At 48.7% G+C, this 25,630-nt stretch carries 22 protein-coding genes and 1 pseudogene; 7 read left to right on the top strand and 16 right to left on the bottom strand.

Annotated features, from left to right (window positions below; genetic code table 11):
* A complete protein-coding gene (locus OGV77_RS12050) occupies positions 1–681 on the top strand; it encodes an MAE_28990/MAE_18760 family HEPN-like nuclease (RefSeq protein ID WP_286502684.1) in 681 nt (226 codons plus the stop codon).
* A gap of 28 nt (positions 682–709) precedes the next feature.
* On the opposite strand, the gene OGV77_RS12045 is transcribed toward OGV77_RS12050, so the two are convergent.
* The 12 genes from OGV77_RS12045 to OGV77_RS11990 form a co-directional block, all read right to left on the bottom strand.
* Entirely contained in the window at positions 710–1,732 is a 1,023-nt protein-coding gene (locus tag OGV77_RS12045; RefSeq protein ID WP_047367107.1) for a DNA cytosine methyltransferase, read from the bottom strand.
* A 123-nt stretch (positions 1,733–1,855) separates the two neighbouring features.
* Positions 1,856–2,089, bottom strand: coding sequence for a DinI-like family protein (locus OGV77_RS12040; protein ID WP_286502682.1), 234 nt, complete (start codon positions 2,087–2,089; stop codon positions 1,856–1,858).
* Between the two features lie 10 nt (positions 2,090–2,099).
* The gene (locus OGV77_RS12035) at positions 2,100–2,288 is read right to left on the bottom strand and encodes a hypothetical protein (RefSeq protein WP_014884914.1); all 189 of its coding nucleotides are present in this window, start codon (positions 2,286–2,288) and stop codon (positions 2,100–2,102) included.
* Between the two features lie 159 nt (positions 2,289–2,447).
* Positions 2,448–3,143 (bottom strand): DNA adenine methylase, encoded by a 696-nt coding sequence (locus tag OGV77_RS12030; RefSeq protein ID WP_286502680.1) that lies wholly within the window; start codon positions 3,141–3,143, stop codon positions 2,448–2,450.
* 151 nt (positions 3,144–3,294) lie between these two features.
* Positions 3,295–5,598, bottom strand: a complete 2,304-nt coding sequence (locus tag OGV77_RS12025) for a replication endonuclease (RefSeq protein WP_286502678.1) — start codon at positions 5,596–5,598, stop codon at positions 3,295–3,297.
* Positions 5,591–6,388: a DNA adenine methylase gene (locus OGV77_RS12020; protein ID WP_199957029.1), complete on the bottom strand. Its 798-nt coding sequence runs from the start codon at positions 6,386–6,388 to the stop codon at positions 5,591–5,593. Before OGV77_RS12020 ends, OGV77_RS12025 begins: the two co-directional genes overlap by 8 nt.
* Positions 6,385–6,612 (bottom strand): TraR/DksA family transcriptional regulator, encoded by a 228-nt coding sequence (locus OGV77_RS12015; protein WP_199957028.1) that lies wholly within the window; start codon positions 6,610–6,612, stop codon positions 6,385–6,387. The genes OGV77_RS12020 and OGV77_RS12015 overlap by 4 nt, the downstream gene beginning before the upstream one ends.
* A complete protein-coding gene (locus tag OGV77_RS12010; protein ID WP_023298664.1) occupies positions 6,612–6,845 on the bottom strand; it encodes a DUF2732 family protein in 234 nt (77 codons plus the stop codon). Before OGV77_RS12010 ends, OGV77_RS12015 begins: the two co-directional genes overlap by 1 nt.
* A gap of 69 nt (positions 6,846–6,914) precedes the next feature.
* The gene (locus OGV77_RS12005) at positions 6,915–7,115 is read right to left on the bottom strand and encodes a hypothetical protein (RefSeq protein ID WP_014884921.1); all 201 of its coding nucleotides are present in this window, start codon (positions 7,113–7,115) and stop codon (positions 6,915–6,917) included.
* The gene (locus OGV77_RS12000) at positions 7,105–7,329 is read right to left on the bottom strand and encodes a phage filamentation protein Fil family protein (protein WP_023298665.1); all 225 of its coding nucleotides are present in this window, start codon (positions 7,327–7,329) and stop codon (positions 7,105–7,107) included. The genes OGV77_RS12005 and OGV77_RS12000 overlap by 11 nt, the downstream gene beginning before the upstream one ends.
* A 7-nt stretch (positions 7,330–7,336) precedes the next feature.
* Positions 7,337–7,846 (bottom strand): phage regulatory CII family protein, encoded by a 510-nt coding sequence (locus tag OGV77_RS11995; RefSeq protein ID WP_050870793.1) that lies wholly within the window; start codon positions 7,844–7,846, stop codon positions 7,337–7,339.
* Between the two features lie 34 nt (positions 7,847–7,880).
* A complete protein-coding gene (locus OGV77_RS11990) occupies positions 7,881–8,117 on the bottom strand; it encodes a hypothetical protein (protein WP_023298667.1) in 237 nt (78 codons plus the stop codon).
* Between the two features lie 101 nt (positions 8,118–8,218).
* Between OGV77_RS11990 and OGV77_RS11985 the strand changes: the two genes are divergently transcribed.
* The 5 genes and pseudogenes from OGV77_RS11985 (at position 8,219) to OGV77_RS11970 (ending at position 11,468) form a co-directional block, all read left to right on the top strand.
* Positions 8,219–8,833 carry a phage repressor protein CI gene (locus OGV77_RS11985; RefSeq protein ID WP_023298668.1) on the top strand — a complete coding sequence of 205 codons (615 nt, stop codon included), beginning with the start codon at positions 8,219–8,221 and terminating at the stop codon, positions 8,831–8,833.
* Positions 8,834–8,886: 53 nt separating this feature from the next.
* A complete protein-coding gene (locus OGV77_RS24850) occupies positions 8,887–9,057 on the top strand; it encodes a YdcA family protein (RefSeq protein WP_458646137.1) in 171 nt (56 codons plus the stop codon).
* Positions 9,058–9,059: 2 nt separating this feature from the next.
* On the top strand, positions 9,060–10,082 hold the full coding sequence (locus OGV77_RS11980) for a phage integrase (protein WP_286502674.1): 1,023 nt from the start codon (positions 9,060–9,062) through the stop codon (positions 10,080–10,082).
* Between the two features lie 19 nt (positions 10,083–10,101).
* Positions 10,102–11,295, top strand: a complete 1,194-nt coding sequence (locus OGV77_RS11975) for a hypothetical protein (protein WP_023298670.1) — start codon at positions 10,102–10,104, stop codon at positions 11,293–11,295.
* Positions 11,296–11,321: 26 nt separating this feature from the next.
* Positions 11,322–11,468: pseudogene (locus tag OGV77_RS11970) on the top strand.
* A gap of 475 nt (positions 11,469–11,943) precedes the next feature.
* Here OGV77_RS11970 and OGV77_RS11965 read toward each other — a convergent pair.
* A complete protein-coding gene (locus tag OGV77_RS11965; protein WP_141110911.1) occupies positions 11,944–12,612 on the bottom strand; it encodes a hypothetical protein in 669 nt (222 codons plus the stop codon).
* A 473-nt stretch (positions 12,613–13,085) separates the two neighbouring features.
* Between OGV77_RS11965 and OGV77_RS11960 the strand changes: the two genes are divergently transcribed.
* Positions 13,086–13,937: a hypothetical protein gene (locus OGV77_RS11960; protein WP_032950251.1), complete on the top strand. Its 852-nt coding sequence runs from the start codon at positions 13,086–13,088 to the stop codon at positions 13,935–13,937.
* Positions 13,938–14,011: 74 nt separating this feature from the next.
* On the opposite strand, the gene OGV77_RS11955 is transcribed toward OGV77_RS11960, so the two are convergent.
* The 3 genes from OGV77_RS11955 to OGV77_RS11945 form a co-directional block, all read right to left on the bottom strand.
* Positions 14,012–15,187, bottom strand: coding sequence for an HlyD family type I secretion periplasmic adaptor subunit (locus tag OGV77_RS11955; protein WP_032950253.1), 1,176 nt, complete (start codon positions 15,185–15,187; stop codon positions 14,012–14,014).
* Entirely contained in the window at positions 15,184–17,376 is a 2,193-nt protein-coding gene (locus tag OGV77_RS11950; protein WP_075145610.1) for a type I secretion system permease/ATPase, read from the bottom strand. The genes OGV77_RS11955 and OGV77_RS11950 overlap by 4 nt, the downstream gene beginning before the upstream one ends.
* A gap of 178 nt (positions 17,377–17,554) precedes the next feature.
* Positions 17,555–25,630, bottom strand: an 8,076-nt coding sequence (locus OGV77_RS11945) for an Ig-like domain-containing protein (protein WP_286502672.1), incomplete at its 5' end; no start/stop codon positions are given.

Here is a 25,630-nt window from a genome sequence, read left to right as displayed (position 1 = left end):
ATGGAAAGTTTTCGCGAGGACTTTGATATTAGGTCAGGAGAAATACTGGCCTATTTAGATCTTTTGAGGTTCATTGAGCATGCAGGTTCTGAATTGGTTTCAATAGAAGACCCTGAAAACAAATTCAATATTACTTCTGAATCTCGTAAAACTTTAAAGGGCGCGGTATACATTCTTTTATATAATTTAATTGAATCCACTATGAGGGAAGCGATTTGTTTTATTCATGATTCCTTGCATGATAAAAACGTTCAATTTGACAATCTCAAAAAAAACCTGCGCACTGAAATAGTTAAACGTTTAAAAAGCGATTCTGTAGGCGTGGAAAATTTCATAAATGGTCTTACGAAAGGTATATCCTGTGGAATTTCTTATGGTACTTTTAATAAGAAAAAATTATTCTCAGGCAATATAGATCGTGATGAAATTAAGGAAAAAGCCACAATTTACGGTTTTTCAACATCATCTGATTACATTCATACTAAGCATGGAGAAAAACTAAGCACAATTAAACAGCATCGTAACGATCTTGCGCATGGTAACGTTTCATTTTCCGAAATAGGCAAAAACGTATCGTATCAAGATTTAGAAAATGTTTCATTGGAAGTAATTGCATATCTTGACGCTATAGCAACCAATATTGAAGATTATATTCATTCCGATGGTTACTTAGCATCCTAATAAAAAGCCTGCATCGCAGGCTTTAGTTTTAATTCAAATGATTTTTAATAGCTTGACCAATAACTCGCCCCAACTCGACAGGAACAGCGTTACCAATCATTTTACCAATATTTCTCATGTTGAATTTTGAGTTATCTTCAACAAATGAATAATTCATTGGAAATGTTTGCAATAATGCCGCTTCTCTTAAAGAGATCGCACGATTTTGTTCTGGATGACCAAACCGACCATTACCAAAACCATAACAAAGAGTTGTAATCGTTGGGCTTGGTTTATCCCAAGACATACGGCCGTATACACTCCCATAGCCCTTACCACTGGATTTAAGATGACAGGCAGCCACCAATTCCTCAGGCCAATCTTTCCAAGTTCCACCGGGAACTGAATGAATGATACGCTTCTTATTAATAGGGCTTAACTTGCTTGCACGATGTAAAAAATCATGTGGATCAGCCTCACCGGATTCTAATGGCGGTAAATCACGAATAACATCTGCGACAGTTTTACGAGGAATATTTTCAGATTTTACTAACTCAATTTTTCCAAGTTTAGATGCCAACAGCACATGTCGAGCACGATTCTGTGGAATGCCATATTCTACACAGTCAACCTTTGAAGCCCACACTTGGTAGCCCAAGTCTATTAATGAGTTATAAAAATCATCATAAACTTTATGTTTCGTTACATCAGGAACGTTCTCCATAGTTACAATTTCAGGAGAAACCTCGCGAATCAGGCGCTCAAACTCATATAATAGCGGCCATTTTTTATCTTCTGCTTTGTCCTTACCTTGAGTATATTTGGAAAAAGGCTGGCAGGGAGCACACCCAGCGAGAACTTTAACGGATGAATCACCATAAAGTTCAAGAAGCTGCTCTTTTGTGACCTTCGCTATGTCTTGCTCAATAAAGACTGAGTTATTGTTTTTTTCATAGGGAAATCGACATTCCCCCTCAAGGTCAATACCAGCAACTACATCAAGCCCGGCAAGTTGCAGGCCATGAGTCAACCCGCCCGCCCCACAAAAAAGGTCTATCACCTTAACAGTCATCATACGCTCCACATCTCAACTGCAGTCAGTATACAGCTCTTTGCATAGAATCTCGAGTCTTTAGACCAAAATTGATACGAAAAGCAAGCGGGCTGCTCTAAGCGAACTGGTCTAAAAAATTTATCAATGCAGCCAACTGTCACTCTCCCAGACCTGCTGCAAAATCTCCAATACCCGCTTTTTATCTTCGTCCAGTTTTAAGCCGCTCAGCTCCAGGCCGTTAGCGCTTCCCTTACGTATGCGGATTGCCGTGTTTGGATAAAGAGGGCGCAAATTTCGGTAAAGCTCGGATTCAAGGGCTTCCTGTGTTGCCTGGCTTATCTTCTGCTCTTTATCGATCATTATTTCAATGCGCATAAAGCCCCCTTTAATTGATAACGTCCATTGCCTGGCCATAATCATGGTTACGAATTTTCGCCATAAGCTCGTCCGTCAGTTCCGACACCCACTGGATCGCAAGGCGTTTCTCTTCTTCGCTACACTCACTAGCCGCTACAAGCTTGATAAAGAAATCAATACGCTGGAGTTTCAACGACTCCAAAAGATAGTCCTGCATTTTCCCTCCTATCCTCACTACGGGATAAACCAGCCAGCATCCCCAGGAAGAGACACTGACAACTGTGTGTATATCCACTGTTTATATATACAGTATAGAAGGATTTAGGGGTTGTAAAATATTTTTTATCAATCAATCAGATGAGTCTGTTTGCTGAGGTTAATCATTAACTTCACTCAGCGCCGTCATTATTGCCAGTCGCTCAGCATGGGGCAGAGCTGCGAACTTTTCGCGCCAGCGCTTCGCCTTACGTTTGATGCGCTCCCTGTCGTTGTAATCCTTACCCGCGAAAGTGTGCGAGTAGGCTTTCCCCTCCGGGTAATTCATCCAGATTTTCTCTGTGCGCACACCGCCGCGCGTCATTGCCTGAAATTCTTTCTGGCGCCAGCCCGTTAACAGTTCGTCATAAAGCGTTGACGGATAGCCGGACAAAATTACACTGACATTTTTTGGCAGGCTTTTAAGGCAGGCCAGCAGCCGCTCATGATCGGCAACGGTATATTCATTGCGATAACGCGCGGCACTGGTGCGCGTTTCATGCAGATAGGGAGGGTCTGCGTAAACCAGCACACGACCGGCAGAGGAAAAATCGAAGCCCCTTAAAAACTGCACCGCATCGGCAACATCGATAAAAAGGCTATCGCCCACGGTATCAAGGAAATCAGCATTGCCCTGGCAGAACGCCTCAACCGTCAGGGGATCAATATCAATGCCCCAATTGCGGCGGGCCGGTGGCTTACGCAACATGACAGCGCCACCGCCCAAGTGCGTCTCAATGTAGGTATCATGCGGCGGCATTTCCGCAATAATCTTTTGAAAAACACCGCTTGCGGCCTTGCTTCCCAGATAGGTCATTTCTGTTTTCCTCAACTCCTGATTTCGTTTTAATTCACCTGCAGCACAGTCGAAAATGACGTTACTCGATGAATGGCCAGCACTGTCATTTCTGACGGTGAATGCCGGAACGCGGTACCACACCGTCAGACCTGACCATGTTGATCACGGGCTATTCACGCGCTGAAAATGCACGCTTCATTCGGTTCAAAAGGTCATCCGCCTGCTGTTTAATCTCCACAATCTGGGACGGCAGACGTTGAACACCTGCCGCAGTACGGTTTCGGACAGTAAGGCGCCCTTCTTCAACCGTTAACACCTGATCGCCAAAGGCAACCACCGCGCCAGAAATCAACGAACGGACCATTCCGGCACTGGCATCCACACCACGCAGAGACAGCAGCTCACTAATTTGCTTTTCCTGCTCCGTCATAGGGCTGGCTTTTGGCCTCACTTTGACGCGCTTGTTAGTTACCCTTGCCGCGTCGCTCAGCCGCTGCGCTATCACCCGTTTTTCTTTCCGGGATAAAGAGCCAATATCCGCCCAGCTGGCACAGTCATTAATGACCGTGCCGTCAGGATCGGCGCGTTTTTCAACCTCCCGCGGCTCCCGCGTACAGTTATTGACAGAACTCCGAGGGGCGGCGGGGCCGCCTGAAAAATCAAGGTCAAAACCGGAAACGCCGTCGGCCTGACGTTTCGGCACAATTTTGTATTTGGTAGTGCGCGTATGAATCAGCGATTCCGGCCCACGGCTCGGAGAGTAAACGCCGGAAATTTTGGAGACGTCATCCCCGTAGAGGTTGCCGTTTTCGGTGACTTCATAGCTGAGGCGCACGCGCAGGAGATCGCGGGGAACCAGCGGGCCACCCTGAGCACTCACGTACAAATCCCACGCGCTGCTGTCGGCGGCCTGACGCACTGGTTCAATTTCGGGGTGCAGGACCAGCTCACGATCACCGAGGCGGCGTAATTCACGCCACACTGTTACCGGTGCGCCGCCTATCTGCTGGAACTGACGGATCGCCCAGCGAGACGCCCAGGCACTTACGCGGCGCGCCATCTCTTTCAAAGGCTTGCCGGTTTCATCATCCAGATCGTCATCAAGCTGATAGCCATCAATATTTTTTGAAATGTATTTGGCGATATAGCCCGTTGCGCTGCCCTTCTCTTTCTCGATGGGTTTCATTTCGAAGCGGTTTTCAGCGGCGCCAGGCTCATTCCCATCCTCACGCATGGCGTGCTTACGAAAGATTGCTGTTGCCGGTTCGATATGCTCCGGGCGCATGAAAAGCAGGAGGTGCCAGTGCGGGGTTTCGTCGTGGTGAGGCTCAACAACGCGAAAGCCAAACACGCGAATACCATTGCGCAGCCAGGCCGCACGCGTGCGCGCCCATACTTTGCAAAGATATTTCTGCGTTTCACGCGGTGACGCGCCGCTGTATTTGTTGTTCCGGCGCCCGTCGTACTGCATTGAGTGATATTTGGATGGAGCGGTAAGCGTGAAGAACGCCCCGGCCAGCCCGGCCTCATTCGCTAAATCTTCGAAACCACGCATGCGCGCCATTAGCTCACGACGACGGTTAGCTGGGTTAGCAACGCTGCCGGCCACTTTATCAATCAGCGATACACGTTCGCCGGTGTCCTCATCTTCCAGCTCCATCGCTTTCAGAAATTCGCGGTTGGCTTTCTTTTGCGCCGTCCATTCCTGCAAGCATGGATCACTGCAGTACGGTGCGGATTTTTTGTGTACATACCCGGCCGCAACCATCAGATGCTCACGCCAGCGAGCATGCATACGGCGCAGACGATTAAGCCACCACTGCGGTGACTGCAGGCGGGCCACTGCTTTCAGTGCGTCTTCTGCCTCCAGCTCTTCTTTGCAGTAGGCCGTCCAGCACGGAACCGGTGTTTTGAGATGATTGGCAAGAAACCCCATGCGGCCATAACCTGACAGGGTGGCGAAATGAGGATCGGACGTGCGGGCCATCTGGAAATCAAACTCGCGGTTAAACTCGCTACCCAACAGGTCAGCAAGATTATGCGCCAGCCGTTTCAGCTCTTTTTTTCCAGCCCAAAGCAGGCGCCAGAATTGTTCACGCAAAGGCAACAAAGCCGCAGGCATCCCCCCCTGCGGCAGATACTGCTCATTGACCTGATCTATACGACTCAGAACGAATCGCTCAAAGGTATTGATAAGCCAGGCATCAGCCGCTTGTTTGCCTTTACGATCTACCTGTTCAAGCTTTTGAGCATACATACGGCGGACAAAATGAGGCAGCGAAGCCAGGCGACGACGAACCGCCCGGCCCCGATCTGGTGCTTCATCCGCTTCTGCCAGTTCGGCAATCGACAAACGCTTGCGATTGCCATCCGGCGTCAGATACATGATCCCTGGCGCCGCATCGGCTTGCTTAAAACCGCCGATTGCAGGACGCGGGGCATTCCATGCGTAGGGGAAAACTGTATCAGTCATTTCTGGACGGTTTCGATACAGCGATAATTTCTGCCGCAGACTTTCCTGCACCTCCCTTAACTCTCATGTTGCGCGGAGCTGTGATTTTGTGGTGCTTAAAATCACGATAAAGAGAACGAGTCAGCAACGTGCTGCTGTTCGAAACCACCACCTGATAACCTTCTGATGACCGACGCTCAAGAATTGAGGCCAGACGATACTGGTCACATTCGGTGAACCCCTCCGTGTGATAGTCATTAAATGTTTCGTCATAAGGCGGATCGCAATAAACAACATCGCCGGGCACCAATAAATCCAACGTTTCGTTATAGCTGGCACAAATGAACGTTGCACGAATGGCTTTCTCTGCAAAAGCGAGGATTTCGCTTTCCGGGAAATAAGGATTTTTATAATTACCATAGGGGACGTTAAACCCACCCTTTTTGTTATAACGGCATAGCCCACGGTAACAGTGACGATTTAAGAATAAAAAAAGCGGTGCGCGCCATTCAGGTTCTTTATCGTAATTGAATGAATCACGGCTATCATAATAACCATCTTCACTATTGAAGATTTTAAACAGATGTTTGGCACGCTCAATAAAAGCAGATGCGTCTGTTGCTATGTCCCGATATAGATTTATTAAATCAGGGTTAATATCCGCGACAAGATAATGAGGATAGTCTGTTGCCATCATCACAGCGCAGGAACCCGCGAAAGGTTCAACCAATCGCGGGCCAGCGGGAAGGTGTTTTTTCAGTTCGGACATAATGGCGGTTTTGTTTCCCGCCCATTTCAGGATAGTGCTCATACAACACCTCCGTTGTAGTGCTTGCCTTTAAGTTCTGCGATTTCCTGACAGGTCACACAGCAATGCACGCCCGGAATAGCGCGGCGGCGAGCTTGCGGGATGGGAGCATCACACTCCACACAGAGAACACGGGAAACGCCCGGCACTCTGGCGCGGGCATTGTTAATATGGCGCTCACGATCTTCCTGTTCGCGCTGCTGGGCGAGGTCCATTGAATCAGCCATTAATACAACTCCTGCGCTTCGTTCTGGATTCGTACCGCTTCAACGCGAAGCAGTTCAGCCGCCTCGATATGGCTCAACTGACGTGAAACGATACGCACGGCCAGACTATCCAGACGAGCCGCCATTGCATCAGCACGGCAACGGCGCTCATCCAGGCGCGTTTCATTTAACAAAGCGAACAGACCAGCATCGTCTGGGCCTGTTTTCGTTGAGTGGGTTTTAGTATTTTTCATATTCATTTCCTCAGAACTCGGGCAAAAAAATGCCCGGCGGGTTTACGCCATAAAAAACGGGTTAATTACTTAGATATAACCAGAAACAGGGACAGGCTTACTTTTAATTTGGTTAATAATTTCAGCCTGCAAACCTTCTTTAAATTCTTTGCAGCATTCCCATTCAGGGTCGACACGCAAAACAGCACCATCACGGGTTTTAATTTCAAAACCTTCCGCCATATTCGGGATGATCACGCCTAGAATAATTCTCAGCTCATTACGAGACATGTTTCACTCCTTTAATAATTAAACGAGCAATGCGAATAATTAAAAAAGCTGACGGCTTTGCCGTTTTTGTTTTCAGCCCGTTTAATAATTTGGACTGATCGCGGCACGGATGCCAGCGCTTGCCGTTATCTCCTGCAATCCAGCCGTGGCCGTAGTGCATTGCCGGGCTTTGCTTTACCAGGAGCGAGGCAAAAGAGGGTTCGTTTTTCAGCATGACCACCTCACATAAACCCGAAAGTCGCACTGATACCTGTAACCGTATCAATTGTGCTAGCCATGGCTGGGTTAGCCTGCAGGCGCGCCTGCATGGAGATCGCAGCCAGCGCCATAAGGCGGGTGACAGAGTTGATGCTGCTAATCACATCACGGCGGCCAGCTGTAGTCCCTACTTCGCCGGACACAGCACCTGCAGCCACACGACCGATTTCAGCTGTCGCGCTCATGACGTAATGCGGGAGTTTTTCTTTTGCCACTTCGTTCGTAGGTACGCACGGCAGGCAATGAATCTGAGCCAGGAAACCATCAACCAGCGTGGAGTCCTCAGTGATATCCGTCAGCAGCCAAATTTCCAGCGGTGTGAGCTGATGGGGCTGCTCAGGGTTAAGCTTGTTGCGCAGGGTCTGGACCTTCATTCCTGCGCGCTCTGCCAGCTTCACCATATTGTGACGCAATGCGAAAGCACGGCAGGCTTCATCAAAGTGTGGATGTTTGGAAACACGATAATCAAACATGATGTAAATCCTTTTCTATCCCAAAATGGAACTATCAGGCTTGCATTGTGACTTCGCAGCCTTGGGCCGCTTCCATCGTCAACGCGAACATGTTGATTTCGATAAGGCTGTTAACTCCGGCTTTTTTCCTGATGGGTAGGCGGTTTTCGCGGATCATCTGGCGGGCATAGCTAGGCTTGTAACCAGTGCGTCGGCAGAACTCATCCAGTGTGATGAATGGCTCAGATACCACAAGGTTGATGCTGGGGCGCATTGAAAAATTACGATTCATGATGCACTATTCCTCAGTTTGTGTTTTAAAACTTCACTATTCGGAACTATTCGCAATCATTCCGAACACCACAAAACCGATGATAGGATCGCATTTTAAATATGTCAAACACAAAAGAAACCCCTAAAGCGATCTCGCCTTACAACTTCACATCTCAAAGTGGAGGTAAAGAAGCAATTACTCGCATCCTTCAGGCTTATGGATTCAGTACAAGACAGGCTTTGTGCGATCATCTAGGAGTATCTCAAAGTACAATGGCAAACCGTTGGATGCGCGATACTTTTCCGCACGACTGGCTTATTGCATGTCACCTAGATACTGGCGCATCTATGCTTTGGCTTACTACAGGGCAAGGCAGTCCCGCCACAAAAACAATCAATGACAGTGGATTGCTTTTGCAATTAAAAGAAATCTCAAACGGGATTTACTCATCATCTGAACAGGTCCGTTATGACGCCTGCCTTATCCCCGCAGATTCAACAGCTCCTTTCTTGGTGAAGTTTGAAAAGGCTTTCTATCTTGTGGATGAGTTCAAGGGAGAAATCAATGATGGAATCTGGTTGATTAAATTAGATGGTTTTCTGAGCATCAGGCAAGTTTATCGCCTTCCAGGCGGGCGCTTACGTGTAGAGAATGGCCCAGCATCCTTTGAATGCACCCCATCGGATATTGAAGTTAACGGTAGAGTGATCAGTAAAACAGCATTTATAGAATGATCGAATACGACTTTATATGGAAATGAGTTGAGGCTACTAGCATGAAAAAATTAATGGCAATCGTAACGTTAGGTTTAGTGTTTTTGGCAACACAGCCCTCATATGCACGCAATTATCCATGCTCAGGGAAAAAAGGTGGCGTCTCACACTGTACATCTGATGGCAAGTTTGTATGCAATGACGGCACTATCAGTAAATCAAAACGAATTTGCTCTAAAAACTGATTATGGCTGTTTCAAAGTTAGCTAATGGTAAGTGGCAGGCTCAGGTCTTCCCTAACGGTAGGGATGGGCGGCGCATCCGTCGCCAATTCGCCACCAAGGGGGAAGCCATAGCTTTTGAGCGCCACATTAAGGATCAAGCGCAGGACAAGCCCTGGTTAGGAGAAAAAGCAGACAAGAGACGAGTGACTGACCTTGTTGAAACTTGGTTCAATGCACATGGAGTCACACTCTCTGATGGTCTCAAGCGTAAGAGTGCAATGGAATTTGCCTGCATTGCCATGGGCAACCCTCTTGCAACTGAATTTAACGCCAAGCTTTTTGCAACCTACCGTGAACAACGTTTGAGCGGAAAAATCACACGTTCTGATCGGGTAAAAGCAGTGACTCCCCGCACAGTCAATCTTGAGCTGGCGTATTTCCGAGCCATGTTCAACGAACTAAAAAGGCTGGATGACTGGAACTCCTCCAATCCGCTCGAAAACGTAAGGGAATTTAAAATTGATGAAACTGAGCTTGCCTGGCTGACAGTTGATGAAATTAAGCAACTACTTGCTGAGTGCGAAAAAAGCAAAGCGGAAGATTTAGTAACTATCGTAAAAATATGCCTTGCAACCGGCGCTCGATGGGGCGAAGCAGAATCACTAACAGGCAAGCAAATCAGCACGGGACTGATCACTTACATCAAAACCAAAGGCAAAAAAAATCGCGCCGTTCCAATAAGTGATGAACTTTACGAAATACTTCCAAAAGTAAGAACTTCAAAACCAATCTTTACTGGGTGCTATTCTGCTTTTCGCGGAGCTGTTAAGCGAGCAGGGATAGAACTACCTGACGGACAGTTGTCACATGTATTACGACATACATTTGCAAGTCATTTTATGATGCGCGGAGGCAACATTTTGGTACTACAGCGTATTCTTGGGCATACGGATATTAAGGTAACTATGCGCTATGCTCATTTGGCTCCGGACCACTTATCTGAAGCTATACGCCTTAATCCATTAGCAATTATTAATGATAATTGAGCATAAAAGGAAAACATAAGTGTATTTTAACAAAAGAAAATACAAAGGCTGCTGTCCTCATTGTGAAGAAGTTATAGAGTATCACGTAACAATTTTTCCTGTTGATAATGATGACGGAGAAATGGTCTGTACATGCGATGCCTGCGGTGAAGAATTAAGCATTTCGTGCCTCAACCCAGAAGAATCATATATTATTAGTGGTGCTAAAAAAGATTACGCTCTAGATTACAGTTGCGAGGCCCCATCTTATCTCACAGAAATAGATACAATGTTTGAATATAACGGAGACATATTTAAAGACGCTCCGAGTTATAATTCAAATACAATATCATTGTACAATTGTGAAACTTGTGATGATAATCTAGAGTTAATGGCCCACCAAGAAATGGATATAAAATTCTATGATTTTGCTAGTGAAATACATAATTATACAATAATTGACATCAAAGGTTACGGATTCCTACCTGAAAAAGCACTCGTAGCAATCAATTTCAAGTGCTCTTGCGGAAAAGAGCATAAAGCCTTATTTTATAAAGACTACAATCATTGTAGCTTCACATCAGACGATTTCTTACTCGCAAACATAACTAATACCCAAGATCTAAATGACAAGATTGATGGCACTCTAACAAAAAGTGACTCACTTGAAATCTTAAAGAAAATAATAGTCAGATGGGAACTTTTCTTTGATAAAACTTATTTAATATTCCCGTATGTTGGCTATTATAAATCTCCTGCTGATAAGACATTAAATTTATGGAAGGAAATACTATCACAAAGCCACTCACCAAAATTAAGTATTGTAACCAAGACACAAACCTTAAACAGCTTTAAAAAAGCAGTTACAACTGAATATCTGGATTATAAAACCCTTGAAAAGTTTGACTTTACTCCGAAAGCTATAACCTCGGCTATCAAAAACACAAATTCGCACGCTAAGATATACTGTGGGGTATCGGAAGATTATGTCGAGTCCATTAGCGGCTCCGCAAACATCGCTCAGGGACCGTCAGCAGAACAACTTACCTTCAAAAGATACTATTCTTACTCTGATTTTCACCACAGATACCTTGCACCATTCAATTTAAAAGAAATACCTGAAGACTTATTTCCATTGAAGTCTACTCATGATTGTCATGTCTTATTTGATGAGGACAACAACTTTAAGTCCCAAAGAATGTTCAAAACACAGCTCTCTCAGTTGCTTGATTGAGGGTTATCAAGAAGTGGCAGCAAAATGGCAGCACACCTAGTCACTATACTTTAAAATCCTCCACTATTCGAAGGTGCAACTCATTGAAAAAATAGTAATTTATTGTTTTATATGAGTTTAGGTTGGGACTCATAATCGCTTGGTCGCTGGTTCAAGTCCAGCAGGGGCCACCAAACTTCAAGGACTTGCGAGAAATCGCAGGTCCTTTTTCTTTGGGTGCCATTTGGGTCAGGAAAGTTATTGCCTCCGAGTCCTGTTCATCTCGCTGCCAGCGTTCGCGTAAAGTGCAGGGCGATGATGTCATGCAGTTTATCGATCGGTACGTTGATGGCCCCGGCTTCTGCCGGCTCATACATGAATACTTTGAAGAATAATCTGTCGTCGGGTGAACGGAAGCAACGCCAGCGATTGTTCTATGATCTGCAGGCCGTCAGATTTATTCCTACGGGATCTCAGCGTGAAAAATCATTACGCTCCGGTAATGGACGTAGGGGATTCACAAAAATAATATCTATCTGATATTATTTTTGGTGCATATATAATCGTGATTACAAGCCCAGCGCTCTATCATCTCAGATAAAAAAATTGATAGAATCTGAATTTGTAGACAAAACAAACAGGACCATGGTGTGACACCAGGCATTCATATTATTTGAAACTTTGTTTAGCACGTTCATTATTTAGCCATTGCTTAAGCGCTGTAAGCTTAGCCACACCATTTCTTCTATAGACGTATACAGACTTTGCCGGGAGTCCCAAAGTTTGAGAAAAATTTTTCACTGTCTCTCCTCGGTAGTAACGGATGGCGACAGCCAACTCCCTTAAAGATAACCTCTTGATTTTTCTGTTTTTATATTTAATCCCTTCACTGAGAATTGACTCAACTCTGATAAAGTCCTGACTCAGGAGCTGTTCACAGGATAAATTAGCATCCGTGCAAAAAACTTTTGACAAAAGGGTTTCATTATTAATCAGCGGGCTTAAAATAAAGCTAACCCATGCAGGAGGAAAATCAGAAATAATATATACTGATGAACTACACTTTGTGTTGCAAATAATACTCGCTGTTTTTTTCAGCGCACTAAGAATAGTATCAATATTACCATTCAGATACACAAAAATGCATACTTCACCACTCTCTGGAAACAATAGCAATTCATCACCGGAGAGATACTCCTGGTCACAGGATATTCTCTTAGGTGCCTCACTCTCATGCATGAAAAGTGCTGTGGCGCCTTCACAAGCATAACTACAACAAGAGATGATATAATAGTGATTATATTTTTTAATTGAAGGAAAAGATGAATTACAAATCATATTCATTCCCTATAATAATAGTTATAATGAAAAATTGACCAGGAATCTACCCAATAATAAAAATGTTACCTTTTTCTAATAAATGTAACAAAGCAATGCTTTAAAACTTAATTCAAGCATAACAAATATAAAACAAGAGGACCACACAATTATCAACAAAAAACATCAAAAAAATCCATTACCTTTAACCCTTAGTATAAAAGATAATAAAGATCACATCATTTATCATTATTTGCCATGTACATTTCTGATCTTATTTCGCTGCAAAATAAACCCAATAATCTACAGCCCATTTTTGGAAAGTTAGCATACCAGACTTCGTGTTTCCCGTATAAAATATCACCTTATGATCAGAATATGATTAGATATTAAAAGTATTATTATTATTCTCAATGTATAATAAGTGGCGACTAACCATCTGAAAGGACCAATATACCAACGTTATTTAAATAATTAAACATAGGGGCTACCATATGGAAACAAAAATTTCCCCAGAGGCATTGCTTCATCGAAGAAACCTTATAAAAGCTAACCCTAAATTTAAAGAAGCCATAAGAGAACACTATCAAATCAATGATAAAATTTATAAGAAACAACCTTTGTTCTACAAAGTAATGCTTCAGGAATCAAGATTCAACATCGCACTCTCAATGTGTTGTTTTGTTTTTGGTAACCAGGCATCATGTATATCAGAGATTAAAGAGCTCTGCTCCAGATATCAAATCGCCAGTCCTAATAGCGTTATTGCAATCATTACGCTATTAAAAACAACGAACAGAATTAAAACATGGCGTAGCCAGGAAGACAGAAGGAAAATCCTGATCACGCCAACGCAAAAAGGAATCGATGAACTTAAAAGATATATGTCTGGCGCGTTTTCGCCGTTGAATCTGCTCTACCCTGAATATAATATTTCAGTAGATTCACTGGATGATGAAGCGCCACGGTATGATTTTTTCAAACGCGCATCCCAATATCTTTTTCGCGGAGTAACCTTCAAAAAAATCCTGCCTGAAGTCGGGATATTTATTGAAAAAGATGGTGGGCGAATGATTATGCTTTATCTTTACTTGCAAGCTATAGAAAAACTGACCAGTCGTGGTGCAGTCATTAATTATTCATCAAATGTACTGGCCAAAGAATTCTTTGTGTCACGGATTCATGTCAGCAGGATTATAAAGGTTGCCCAGGACACTGGTTACCTGAGAGAAAGAGCAGACGGATTGATTGAGATTTATCCTTCATTTATTCAGCTTGTCGAAAACTATGCAGGTCTGTATTTTGCTTATGTCATGCACTATCTGAATATACATCCTGAAAAATAGTTAAATCACCCCCCATTCTTTCGTGCTAGCTTGTGGTAAGTTACAAGCGATCGATTTGCGTCGATCGCTTTTTTTTATCTTTCGCGTAACGCCTCTTTTGCTTTGTTCAATGGCTTTAACAAATAATCAAGAATCGATTTACTACCTGTTTTTATATCTACAGTTGCAATCATGCCAGGAAATATAGGAAACTCTTTACCCTGCTTATTTTCAAGATGATTAGTGTTTGTTCTGATATAGACACGATAAAAATAGACATCACGTTTTACATCATCCTGGATTGTATCCGGTGAAATCATCGTCACTTCACCCTGCAGACCACCATAAATAGAATAATCATAAGCGGTAATTTTAACTAACGCTTTCTGTCCTGGGTGAATGAATGCAACATCTCTGGGAGAGATTTTTGCTTCAATAACCATTTGGTCATCCAGTGGAACCAGAGTCATCAGTTTTCCATTCGGCGGAATAACACCACCGACTGTCGTCACATCGATATCTTTAACAATACTTCTCACCGGTGCATTGAAAGTCAGTCGGGTTAATGAATCCTCACGGCCTTTCATTACAGAACGTTGCGCTTCAATTTCGGCATTCGCTTTAGCTAATTCTTCGCGTGCGCGCACAACGTATTGATTCTGCATTTCTGTCACTTTATTATCTAATTCGTTCTTTTGCCGTTGCAGACGAAGAACTTCCACATTACTGGCAGCGCCCTGCTTTACCAAAGGCTGGGTGAGAGCCAACTCTCTTTGAATCAACGCCATCCCCTGACGCAATCCAGCAACCCCCTTTTCCAGACTTTCGCGGCGTGAAGTAAAAAGTGCTGTCTCTTGTCTGACCAGGTCGACATCATCATCCAGTTCAGCCGGAAAAGTAAGTTCTGTACCATTCACTTCGGCAGTCAAACGTGAAGCAGTTGCCAGCGCCGCATTTAACCGGGATTCACTTTCCAGAACACTGGATTCTGTTTTTGTGCGATCCAGTTGCGCAACCTGCTGCCCGCGTTCAACGATGTCGCCTTCCTGAACAAGCAATTTATGGATGATTCCACCTTCCAGCGACTGGATAACCTGCTCATGTGAAGAAGGCACTACTTTACCGCTTCCGGTTGTAACTTCATCAAGTTGAAACCACCCCGCCCATGCGATGAAAACAACAAGCATAGACACCACGCTCCATACCACCAGACTCGAGCGAGGAAGATGGGGTTCCTGAAGACGACTATTAAAACGACTGAAATCGCTCATACGCCCTCCTCATTAACTACCGTTTTTTGAGAAGTGGCTTTTTTCATTGTTACCGTACGTTGGCCCGCTTTTTGTGGAGCCATACCATGTTCACGAAGAATGCTATCTCGTGGTCCATCCATAACAATTCGGCCGTTATCCAGCACAATGATGCGGTCAACCAGTTCAAGGATAGGTAAGCGGTGTGTAGCGACAATGAGTGTGCGCGTTTTTCCCAACCAGCCTTTCAGACTGCCGATAAACTGTTTCTCACTCACCTCGTCTAGCCAGGCCGTCGGTTCATCAAGCAGCAAAATATTAGGTGATGTTAAGAGTGCGCGAGTGAGCAATAGCGCCTGTCGCTGACCGCCAGACAGACCAGCCCCGCCTTCATTTACAATGTAATTCAGACCCATTTTCTGTTTACGAACGAAATCCAATGCTCCTGTTATCGCCAGCGCCTGATGGATCTCCTCATCAGTCGCTAAGGGATTGCCCATTATAATATTGTCGCGCACTGAGCCAAAGAACAGACGAGCCTGCTGGCTGAGTAGCTGCATGTCCCGGCGTAAATCAGCAGGATCAAGATGATTGAGTGAGATATCGTCAAGTAAGATGGAACCTTGCTGGGGTTCCTGCATACCCGCAAGAAGTTGCAGAAGCGTACTTTTTCCTGAGCCGTTACGTCCCAGCAGGGCAATACGTTCCCCGGCTTGAATTTGGAGACGTGATATATTTAATACATCAAGTTTTTCTTCCTCATCGTAATAGAAACTCACATCTTCCATGACGTAATTTCCACGCAGATGGGCTTTATGGACTTTCTTGCCGGATTGCGGATCGTCAATTGGCCGTTGCATCAGATCATCAAGCCCTTTGCGTGCAACTTTCGCTGACTGCCAGCGTGAAAGCACGCCGGAAATTTGCGAAAGTGGAGCAATTGTGCGCGATGCAAGGATAGAGGTACCCACTAACGCGCCGGTAGTCATATCTCCACTAATCACCAGATAACAACCTATCAGCAGCACCACAGCATAAACGATGGATTGAACCTCCTGGGTCCAGGTCAGGAGTAACCCCGTTAGCCAACGCTGTTTCATCGCCACATTAGCGGCGACATCATTGGTGTTATTCCACTGATTTTGAAAACGCTGCTCAGCACGCATCAGTTTGATATCTTCAAGGCCCTGTACCGCCTCTACCAATGTGGCGTTACGAATCGCCGACTCGCGCATCCCTTCGCTGGAGAGCCGTCCTAATGGACGTTGTACCAGCAGTCCAGGAATTAGCAGCAGCGGAACGGCCAGCAATACCACCAGCACAAGCGGCCCGCCGATCATCCAGAGGATAAAAACGAACAACAGGAAAAAGGGGAGATCGGAAATTGCCGCAATAGTCGTGGAGGTAATCAACTCTCGCACTGATTCCAGCTCGCGGATTTGAGCGATGAAAGAGCCCGTGGATTTTGACCGCGCACCATTTTTAATTCTCAGAGCATGAGCAAATACGCGTTCAGAGATCCGCAGGTCTGCGCGTTTACCAATTACATCTGAAAGATGGACGCGTAGCATACGCATGATGAACTCAAAGGTAATAGCCACCATGACCCCACCAAAGAGGACCCATAGAGTTGCTTCCGACTGTGACGGTACTACGCGATCGTACACCTGCATAGAAAACACCATGCCTGAAAGCGCCAGTACATTCGCGATCATCGCCACCAGCATGATATCGCCATAACGGCGCCAGTCTTTCAGCGCCAGCTGCCAGAACCAGTTTTTCTCATAAGGTTTGATATAGTCATCAACGCGTGCGTCCGGCGTTGACTCAAGAGGGCGAAGCACGAACCCCCCTAGCAGGCGCGTCGCAAGCTCCTCTCGCGTTAATACTGTTTCGAGACCGCTATCACCGCTGAATTGAAGACTAACATTCCCCTCTTTATCCATCCGGTTGATAACTGCAATTTGACCGCCAGTAAACTCAGCAATCAACGGCAAACGCCAGGGATCGAGTAATTCGGCATTCACCGAAACTTTCCTCAATCCTAATCCCAAATGGCGAGCCATATCTTCGAGGACCAGTTGACGCGGTGACTGGCTTTCGTGATTAATCACCACCCGGACATGTTCTAACGAAAAATCAAGCCGGTAATGTTTCGCAATAATAAGCATGGCTTGTAACCATGGCTCATAAAGCGGATGAGTCTTCATAGTGCTACTTCCTATCCAACAACATTGTCACGCATCGAAATTATGTCATTTAATTGATATATCAATACGAACAGAATCCTAATAAAAATGAAAAAAATCTTTATTTTTCTGTTTGTTATCAATTTTTATGTAAAGAAATGAATAGCTGCGAGAGTTTCTCCCCTCGCAGCTCATTTGATTACGCTAATAACAATTGATGATTTGCCAACAACGTGGCCAAATCGGTTTGCACACCATTAAGCGTCACGACGGTGGTCGGGTCGAACTGGCTACCCGTACCATCTCTGTCGATCTGAATCTCAGTGTTGCTCCCATTTTGTACCACCCGGATATAGTCAGTGAGATTGCTCGCCCCACTGTCCAACGTCGCCACGCCATTCACATAGCTCGCCGATCCCGTGCCGGTATAGCCGCTATCGGAAAGCAGATCGCGCAGGTCAATACGGTCAGTATCCGCCGTCCCCTCCCAGGTACCGACGGTAAAGCCGTTGACCACATCACTGCCATTGCCCCCCGTGGCATCCGAAGCGTTGATCAGCTTATAAAGCAACGTATCGTGACCGCCGCTGCCGATATTGAAAGTGTCATTACCGCCACGCCCTTCGAACTGGTTATCGCCGCTGTTGCCGGTAATAACGTCGTTGTAGTTGGAACCATTAATCCCTTCAATGTTAACCAGCGTCGCGGTATCGAACCCGGTACTCTGGGCCGTAGACCGACCAAGATCGACGGTTACACCGGAAGTAGCATGGCGATAATCCACGACATCCATGCCGCCTGTACTGCTCCACGTGTCGTGTTCAGAGGTTGTCGTCCAGCCACCAGAACCGTTGTAGGTATAAGTACCCGCCTCAGCTATAAAGGTATCGTTGTATCCAGTACCTGTCAGGGTTCCGTGGTGTCCGCCTGTGGCAGCATCAGCCGTCAGGGAATAACTCTCTTTACCGTCTCCTGCCGTCAGTCCATCCCAGGTTGCATTACTTGAAACACCGTTAATGGCACGAACCAGCACCGCACGGTAAGTTTCACTGGGGTCTAAACCGTAAAAACTGATGAGTGACGAAGAATCATTTATGCCGATCCCGGACTGAGCATTGATGATTTCGCTGGCGACCAACTGACCTGCCGAGTTGTACAGTTGGACAGTGTTGCCAAAGAAGGCGTTAATGCCTTCGCTGTCGACGATCTTCAAATGCAATGCGGTTCCTGGCGCAACCGTATTGGTATTACGCTCCAGTAAAACCGTACCGTTTTGACGGAAAATCAGCAGGTCTTGTGCACCATCCCAGTCGTAATCCAGCAGAGCCGCTCCGGATACCTGGGTTGACGTAGCGGTACTGAACTTTGAAGCTGTAAAACTTGCTGTCCCCGCCAGTCCATCGTTGGTGTAAAGATAGGACTGCCCACTGTTCGCCAGTTTGATGATGTCCATGTTACCGTCGAGGTTCCAGTCCACCGCCACGCTGACGTTACCCACAAACTTATCCGTGGTCGCTGTTCCAACCGCAGTACCGGCAAGAAGGTTACCGCTACCATCGTTCAGCATTAACACGCCGCCCTGGCTGCTTCCGCTGGAGGTACGGGACATGCTCATATACAGGTCCATGTAACCATCGCCATTAAAGTCGGCCCAGGTCATACTTACCGCACTGGAAGCCGCGCCAGAACCATAGCCGCTGTACATGGTATTGGTAAAATTTTGCCCCCATGTGAAAGAACCATTGCCCTGGTTAAACATGGTTGACAGCGCATAGTTGTTCACCCCATTGGTCGTATGCTGGGCAATATCCACTTTTCCGTCGTTATTCAAATCCACACCGGACGCTTCAATCAGGCTGACGTAGTTACCTACCGTCGAGCCTGATACAAAGTTGGTGTATGCCACGGACTTAGAACTACCGGTCAGCACACCTTTGTTATTGAGCATGAAGGTGCTGGAGTCAGGCCCCCCCGCATCGCCAATAACGAAATCGGTGTAACCATCTCCCTGAATATCAATGGCGACCACCGCGCCATACCACACCGCAGCGCCCATATTGGTCAGCGTACTGGAGGTGTATGTACCATCACCATTGTTAGTTAGCTGCACCATGTACGAGTAACTTGTCCCTTCAGCCAGCACGTCTGCCAGCCCGTCGCGGTTGATATCTGCGTAAGTACCCGTGGTGTAACTCCCCGTCATAGAGAAATTACCTGAAACGGTGTAAGAGTTACGGCTACTGGAGTTCGCCGAGGCGAACTGCTGATTAGCGATAATCGTCCACAGCCCATCCGAATCCAGCATATAACTGGAAGAATAGGAATAATTCGCGGCGGTAAATGACCAGGCTGGTGTCAATGAGGCTTCATTACCCACGACCAGGCTGCCGGTGGTCAAATCAGCAGTATTTCCGTTGCCTGCGCTACTTTTCACCTGTGCGGTGACATCATAATTCTTCACGCTCAGCGCATCGCTGTCGGGGATCTGCAAATACCAGGTGTTATTATCCGGATCGACCACTACCGCACCGCCTGATTCAGAGGTGTAAGTTTTACCGTTCACGTTGATAACGAGATACTCGCCGTTAGTCAGTTCCGCCGATACCAAACCACTCAGAATGGGGGTAGTGTCTGTTGTCGTTTGGGCGGTGATGCTCACAGTGGTAGTAGGGATGCGAGTGTCCACTTTCAACACGAAATTATCTGAATCGGTGTGGTTACCCGCCAGATCGGTGACACGCAGCGTATAGGTGTGATTACCGTCATTCAGACCACTGTCCTGGAAATACCAACTGGCGGCACCGCTCATCGTCACCAATCCCAGCAGCACACCATCACGATACAACTGCACAATCTCGCCATTGTCCGGCGCACGGTTAAGTGTCCCGTTAATGACTGGGGAACTGTCATCTGTTGCCACCGATGCGCCAAAACTGCCCTGGCGTTCGCCTTCTCCGTCGGTATAGCTGACGACTGTACCGACCGTGGCTGGCGGCGTGGTATCGACCGTCACCACCTGCGAAGAGGTCGAGCCGACGTTGCCTGCCTGGTCGACGATCCGCACCTGGTAAGTGTAATCACCGTCAGCCAGATCGCGGGTATCAGTGTAGCTCCAGCGCTGGTTAGTTACGGTTGTGTCAACCCAGGTATTGCCGCCGTCGAGGCTTATCTGCACGCGCTCATCGCTTGCCAGCGCGCTGCCCAGAGAACCGTTAATGGTCAGCGTGGTGTCCATGGTGATGAAGTCGCTGCTGGATTGCCCGGTATCTTCGCTAATGCTGTCAATAGTGATGCCATTCTGCGGTGCCACGGTATCGACAGTAACTACCTGAGAGGTCGTCGCCCCTACGTTACCGGCCTGATCCACCACGCGAACCTGATAGCGGTGATCGCCATCGCTGAGCGTGCGGGTATCGGTATAGCTCCAGCTTGTTCCATTCACCGTGGCGTAGGCCCATGTAGACCCACCATCAAAGCTCACCTGGACATACTCATTTTTGCCAGGTTCCGCACCCAGCGTACCGTGCAGAGTGTATGACGTTGAGCTGGTCAGGAAATCATTATTATCGAAGCCAGTATCAACAGTAATGTTATCCACTGTTACTGTGATAGCCGCGTCAGGAGCGACCGTATCAACGGTCACCTGTTGATGCGCGGAAGCACCGATGTTTCCGGCAACATCCACTACCCTCACATAATAATCGTAGGTGGCGTTTTTCAGCGTGCGCCCATCAACGTAGTACCAACTGTTGCCAGTCACAATTACGTTCTGCCAGGTCACACCGCCATCAATACTGATCTGAACGTATTCATCAGCGGCCAGAGTCGCCCCCAGCGAACCGTGCAGCGTCAGCGAGGTATCGTTAGTGATAAAGTCGCTGCCGCTCAGGCCGGTATCGTCGCTGATGCTATCAATAGAGATCGTTTTGCTGGCGTCAGGTACGACGGTATCAATGGTGACCACCTGGCTTGTGGTCGCGCTGACATTACCTGCGTTATCAATAACTCGCAGTTGATAGTTGTAATCACCATCGGCCAGCGTACGGCCATCGACATACGTCCAGCTCAGACCACTGACGCTGACGTCAGTCCATGTGAGACCGCCATTCAGGCTTATCTGCGCGTGGTCGCCATTGCCCAGCGCCGCGCCGAGCGTCCCTTTCAGGCTGATCTGGTTGTCGCTGGTAATAAAGTCGTTGCCAGACAGTCCGGTATCCTGAATAACGGAATCCACAGTAATGGTCGTGGCCGCTGGCGCAGTCAGGTCAACCACCACGTCCTGGCTATCCGTTGCGCCAACGTTACCCGCATTGTCGATCACACGAACCTGGTACTGGTACGTACCGTCTGTCAGGGTGCGGCCGTCGGTGTAACGCCATTGCAAACCAGTAACGGTCAGATCAATCCAGGTCGTACCGCCATCAAGACTGATCTGCGCTTTCTCGTTATTACCAAGTTGTGCGGTCAGTGAGCCGTTAACGATGACCTTACTGTCGTTAGTGATGAAATCACTCGCACTCAGGCCGGTGTCGTTTTGCAGCGAATCAATGCCGATCCCCATTGATGGTGCGGTCAAATCAACTGTCACGGTGTGGTCGGCGCTGGCGCTGTTACCAATGGTATTGCTCACCACGGCATGAATCACATATGACCCGCCGTCTGCCAGCGCTGTCACGTCCGCGCTGCCAACGGTGTAGCTCCAGGTGCCGTCATTCTGCACAGTTGCGGTGTAGGTTTTGCCGTTGAGCGTAATGGTCACTGTCTGACCCGCAGGTGCGTCGGTGGTACCGCTGACGACCAGAGGCGTACCGTGCTCCGCCGCGCTAACGATGTCATCTTCAGCAAAGGTGTTAATAGCAATCGTCGGCACGTCACCGCTCAGCGTCACGTCGTGCGTGGCGCTGCCCGGGTTGCCCGCCTTATCGCTCACCGTCGCGGTGAGGGTGTAATCCCCATCGGTCAGGCCGAGGAAATCACGGCCCGGTACGAAGACCGACCACGCACCGTTCGCCGCCACGGTCGCCTGATAGCTATGCCCGTTGAAGGAGACCGTCACCGTCTGGCCCTGTTCCGCCGTAGTGGTACCACTGATGGTCTGGCCCGCCAACTGCTCGGCGTTGTTGACGATATCATCATCTGCCACAGTGCTGATGGTGACGGTTGGTGCCACGGTATCAACCGTCAGGGTATGCGTGGTCTGGCCGTTGTTACCGGCTTTGTCGTTCACCGACGCGCTGACGGTCAACGCGCCTTCACTCAGGTTGGCAAGGTCGGCTGCCGGAACATTGAGCGTCCATGTGCCGTCGTTTGCGACCGTCGCGGTATAGGTTTTGCCACCCAGCGTCACGGTCACCGTCTGGCCCGCTTCCGCGCTGGAAGAGCCGTGTACGGTCAGCGGCTGCTGCACCTCAGCCGCATTCAGAACATCATCACTGGAAATCGTGGCAATGCTGACGACTGGCGCCGTGGTATCCACGCTGATGCCATGCGTTGCCGAAGCACTGTTGCCTGCGCTGTCCCGCGCCGAAACAGAGACTTGATAGCTCGCGCCATCGGCCAGTGCGCCCACGTCTGCAGCCGGTACCGTTGTGCTCCAGGAACCGTCGTTTTGAATGGTGGCCGTGTAGTTCTTGCCGTTCAGGGTAACGGTCACCTGCGTGCCGCTGGCAAACTGCGCGCTGGAGCCATTAATCACCAGCGCATTGCCCGCTTCCGCCGCGTTGATCACGTCATCACCGCTGAGGGTGTTGACGGTCAGCGCCACGGAGGCGGTATTCACCACTACATTGTGCGTCTGGGTGCTGCTGTTACCCGCGCTGTCGGTGATAGTTGCGCTGATGGTTACGGTGCCGTCAGTCAGGGCAGAAATCACGCTGGCCGGTACGCCCACGCTCCAGTTACCGCTGGCATCAACGGTGGTGGTGTACTGGTTTGAGCCAATGGTGATGACCAGCTTATCGCCGACGTTCGCGCCGGTTGCTGTCCCGCTGACAATCTGCGCCTGGGTATGCTCCAGACTGTTAATCACGTCATCGCCCGCCACGATATTAAAGCTGACGGTTGGCGGCGTAGTGTCGAGCGTAATCGCTTTATTCGCACTGCCGGTGTTACCTGCCGCATCGCTCACGCTCACCTGTACGGTGTAGCCGTTGTCCGCCATAGCCGTCAGGTCACCCGCTGGCACGTTAACGCTCCAGATACCACCCTGCAGAACCTGCGCGGTATAACTATTTCCGCCAAGCGTCACGGTCACCGTCTGACCAACTTCGGCCGTTGTCGAGCCGGAAATTGTGACACCCGTCCCCGCTTCACTGCTGTTGATCACGTTATCGCCCGCAACCGTATCGATAGTCACGGTTGGCGCAGTCGCATCCACGCTGTACTCACGACCCGCAGAGGCGATGTTGCCGTTCACGTTGGTGACACTCACCTGCACGCTGGCGTCGCCATCTTTCAGTCCGGTGAGATCGGCGGGCGGCACGGTTGCCGTCCAGTTGCCGTCGGCATCAACTTTCGCGGTGTAAGACTTGCCGCCAAAGGTGATGGTTACGGTCTGGTTTTCTTCCACGTTGGACGTGCTGCCCGAAAGCACCAGTTCCGCACCTTTTTCAGCCGCGTTGATCACGTCGTCGGTGGCAATGGCATCGATGCTGATGGCTACCGTCGCCAGGTCGACAGTGACGTCATGGCTGATAGTCACCGGGTTGCCCGCCGTGCTCTGGCCTTCTACGGTGACGGTTACCGTCCCCGCAGTCAGGGCGCTGACATCTGCCGCCGGGATTGCCGCGCTCCAGGTGCCGTCTGCCAGCACGGATGCTGCATAGGTTTTGCCATTGATCGTTACGGTAAGCGTGGTACCAACAGCAAGACCGTCGCTGGAACCGGTGATGATCAGGTTTTGACCGTGCTCGATGCTGTTGATCACATCATCGCCCGCCACGGTGTCCACACGCAGACCCGGTAGATTAGCGTCGATAGTCACATCACGCTCGCCAGAACCGGTATTGCCGTGGCTGTTAGTGACGGTTGCTGTAACGGTCAGTTCGCCATTCCCCAGCGCCGTCAGCACGTCAGACGGCACGTTAACGGACCAGCTCAGATCGCTCTGAACCGTTGCGATGTAATCATTCCCACCGATAGAAACCGTTACGCTACTGCCCGCCTCTGCGTTGGCGACTTTACCGCTAATAGTCTGGCCTGCAGCCACTTCGGAGGCATTGATAACGTTGTCACCCGCAATGGTATTGATGGTGACGGTTGGCAGCGCGGTATCCACCAGCAGGTTTGCGGTGTTGCTGACGCTGTTACCCACCGCGCTAGTCGCCGTCGCGCTCAGAGTGTAATTTGCTTCACCCAGAGCAGTCAGATCCGCCGCCGGTACCGTCAGGCTCCAGCTTCCATTTGCAGCGGTTGTCGCCGTGTATTGTTTACCGTTCAGCGTCACTGTGATCAGAGTGCCTTCCGCCAGGTTGGCGCTGGTACCGCTCACGCTCAGATCCTGGCCTTTCTCCACCGCATTCAGCACGTTATCGCCGCTGAGGGTGTCGAAGCCAACTGACGGCAGCCCGGTATCAACGGTTACATTGTGCGTACCGCTGCCGGTATTGCCCGCCGCGTCGGTCACTGACGCAGTGACGGTCACGCTGCCATCGCTGAGGCCGGCAATCACGCTCGCCGGAACGCCCACGCTCCAGTTGCCCGCCGCGTCCAGCACGGTGGTGTAAGTCTGGCCGCCAATGGTGACGGTGACTTTATCCCCCGCTGCCGCGCCGGTGGCGGAGCCGCTGATAATCTGTGCCTGATTGTGTTCAGCCACGTTAATGACGTCATCGCCCGCGATGGTGTTGATCGTCACCGCAGGCACGGTCACGTCCACCGTCAGGTTGTGGTCAACCGACGCCGGGTTCCCCGCCTTGTCACTGACGCTCGCGGTGACGGTCACGCTGCCGTCGGTTAATCCCGCCAGGTCCGCCGCCGGAACGTTCAGCGTCCAGTTGCCGTTAGCGCCTACGGTGGTGGTGTAGTTTTTACCGTTCAGGCTCACGGTCACCGTCTGGCCCGCCTCGGCGGTACTGGTGCCGGAGATGGCGAGGTCTGACTGCGCTTCCGTGGCGTTCAGGATATCGTCAGCCGCAAGGGTACTTATGGTCACGGACGGTGCGGTCGCATCCACGCTGTACTCGCGGCCCGCAGACGCGCTGTTGCCGTTGACGTTGGTCACGCTCACCTGCACGCTGGCATCGCCGTCTTTTATGCCCGCCAGGTCAGCCGATGG

The sequence above is a fragment of the Citrobacter sp. Ce129 genome, from assembly GCF_030334545.1.
Lineage (GTDB): Bacteria > Pseudomonadota > Gammaproteobacteria > Enterobacterales > Enterobacteriaceae > Citrobacter > Citrobacter europaeus.
Note: the sequence above shows the minus strand (reverse complement) of the source record. Positions and strands in the feature narration are given on the sequence as shown.

What these genes read in the sequence shown, in the direction of transcription:
- OGV77_RS11990 (WP_023298667.1), bottom strand. Translation starts at nt 8,117, where the DNA reads ATGAATCGTAATTTTTCAATGCGCCCCAGCATCAACCTTGTGGTATCT.
- OGV77_RS11960 (WP_032950251.1), top strand. Translation starts at nt 13,086, where the DNA reads ATGGAAACAAAAATTTCCCCAGAGGCATTGCTTCATCGAAGAAACCTT.
- OGV77_RS12010 (WP_023298664.1), bottom strand. Translation starts at nt 6,845, where the DNA reads ATGAAAAATACTAAAACCCACTCAACGAAAACAGGCCCAGACGATGCT.
- OGV77_RS12040 (WP_286502682.1), bottom strand. Translation starts at nt 2,089, where the DNA reads ATGCGCATTGAAATAATGATCGATAAAGAGCAGAAGATAAGCCAGGCA.
- OGV77_RS12050 (WP_286502684.1), top strand. Translation starts at nt 1, where the DNA reads ATGGAAAGTTTTCGCGAGGACTTTGATATTAGGTCAGGAGAAATACTG.
- OGV77_RS11950 (WP_075145610.1), bottom strand. Translation starts at nt 17,376, where the DNA reads ATGAAGACTCATCCGCTTTATGAGCCATGGTTACAAGCCATGCTTATT.
- OGV77_RS11980 (WP_286502674.1), top strand. Translation starts at nt 9,060, where the DNA reads ATGGCTGTTTCAAAGTTAGCTAATGGTAAGTGGCAGGCTCAGGTCTTC.
- OGV77_RS12025 (WP_286502678.1), bottom strand. Translation starts at nt 5,598, where the DNA reads ATGACTGATACAGTTTTCCCCTACGCATGGAATGCCCCGCGTCCTGCA.
- OGV77_RS12030 (WP_286502680.1), bottom strand. Translation starts at nt 3,143, where the DNA reads ATGACCTATCTGGGAAGCAAGGCCGCAAGCGGTGTTTTTCAAAAGATT.
- OGV77_RS12015 (WP_199957028.1), bottom strand. Translation starts at nt 6,612, where the DNA reads ATGGCTGATTCAATGGACCTCGCCCAGCAGCGCGAACAGGAAGATCGT.
- OGV77_RS11965 (WP_141110911.1), bottom strand. Translation starts at nt 12,612, where the DNA reads ATGATTTGTAATTCATCTTTTCCTTCAATTAAAAAATATAATCACTAT.
- OGV77_RS12005 (WP_014884921.1), bottom strand. Translation starts at nt 7,115, where the DNA reads ATGTCTCGTAATGAGCTGAGAATTATTCTAGGCGTGATCATCCCGAAT.
- OGV77_RS12000 (WP_023298665.1), bottom strand. Translation starts at nt 7,329, where the DNA reads ATGCTGAAAAACGAACCCTCTTTTGCCTCGCTCCTGGTAAAGCAAAGC.
- OGV77_RS12045 (WP_047367107.1), bottom strand. Translation starts at nt 1,732, where the DNA reads ATGACTGTTAAGGTGATAGACCTTTTTTGTGGGGCGGGCGGGTTGACT.
- OGV77_RS11985 (WP_023298668.1), top strand. Translation starts at nt 8,219, where the DNA reads ATGTCAAACACAAAAGAAACCCCTAAAGCGATCTCGCCTTACAACTTC.
- OGV77_RS11995 (WP_050870793.1), bottom strand. Translation starts at nt 7,846, where the DNA reads ATGTTTGATTATCGTGTTTCCAAACATCCACACTTTGATGAAGCCTGC.
- OGV77_RS12035 (WP_014884914.1), bottom strand. Translation starts at nt 2,288, where the DNA reads ATGCAGGACTATCTTTTGGAGTCGTTGAAACTCCAGCGTATTGATTTC.
- OGV77_RS24850 (WP_458646137.1), top strand. Translation starts at nt 8,887, where the DNA reads ATGGCAATCGTAACGTTAGGTTTAGTGTTTTTGGCAACACAGCCCTCA.
- OGV77_RS12020 (WP_199957029.1), bottom strand. Translation starts at nt 6,388, where the DNA reads ATGAGCACTATCCTGAAATGGGCGGGAAACAAAACCGCCATTATGTCC.
- OGV77_RS11955 (WP_032950253.1), bottom strand. Translation starts at nt 15,187, where the DNA reads ATGAGCGATTTCAGTCGTTTTAATAGTCGTCTTCAGGAACCCCATCTT.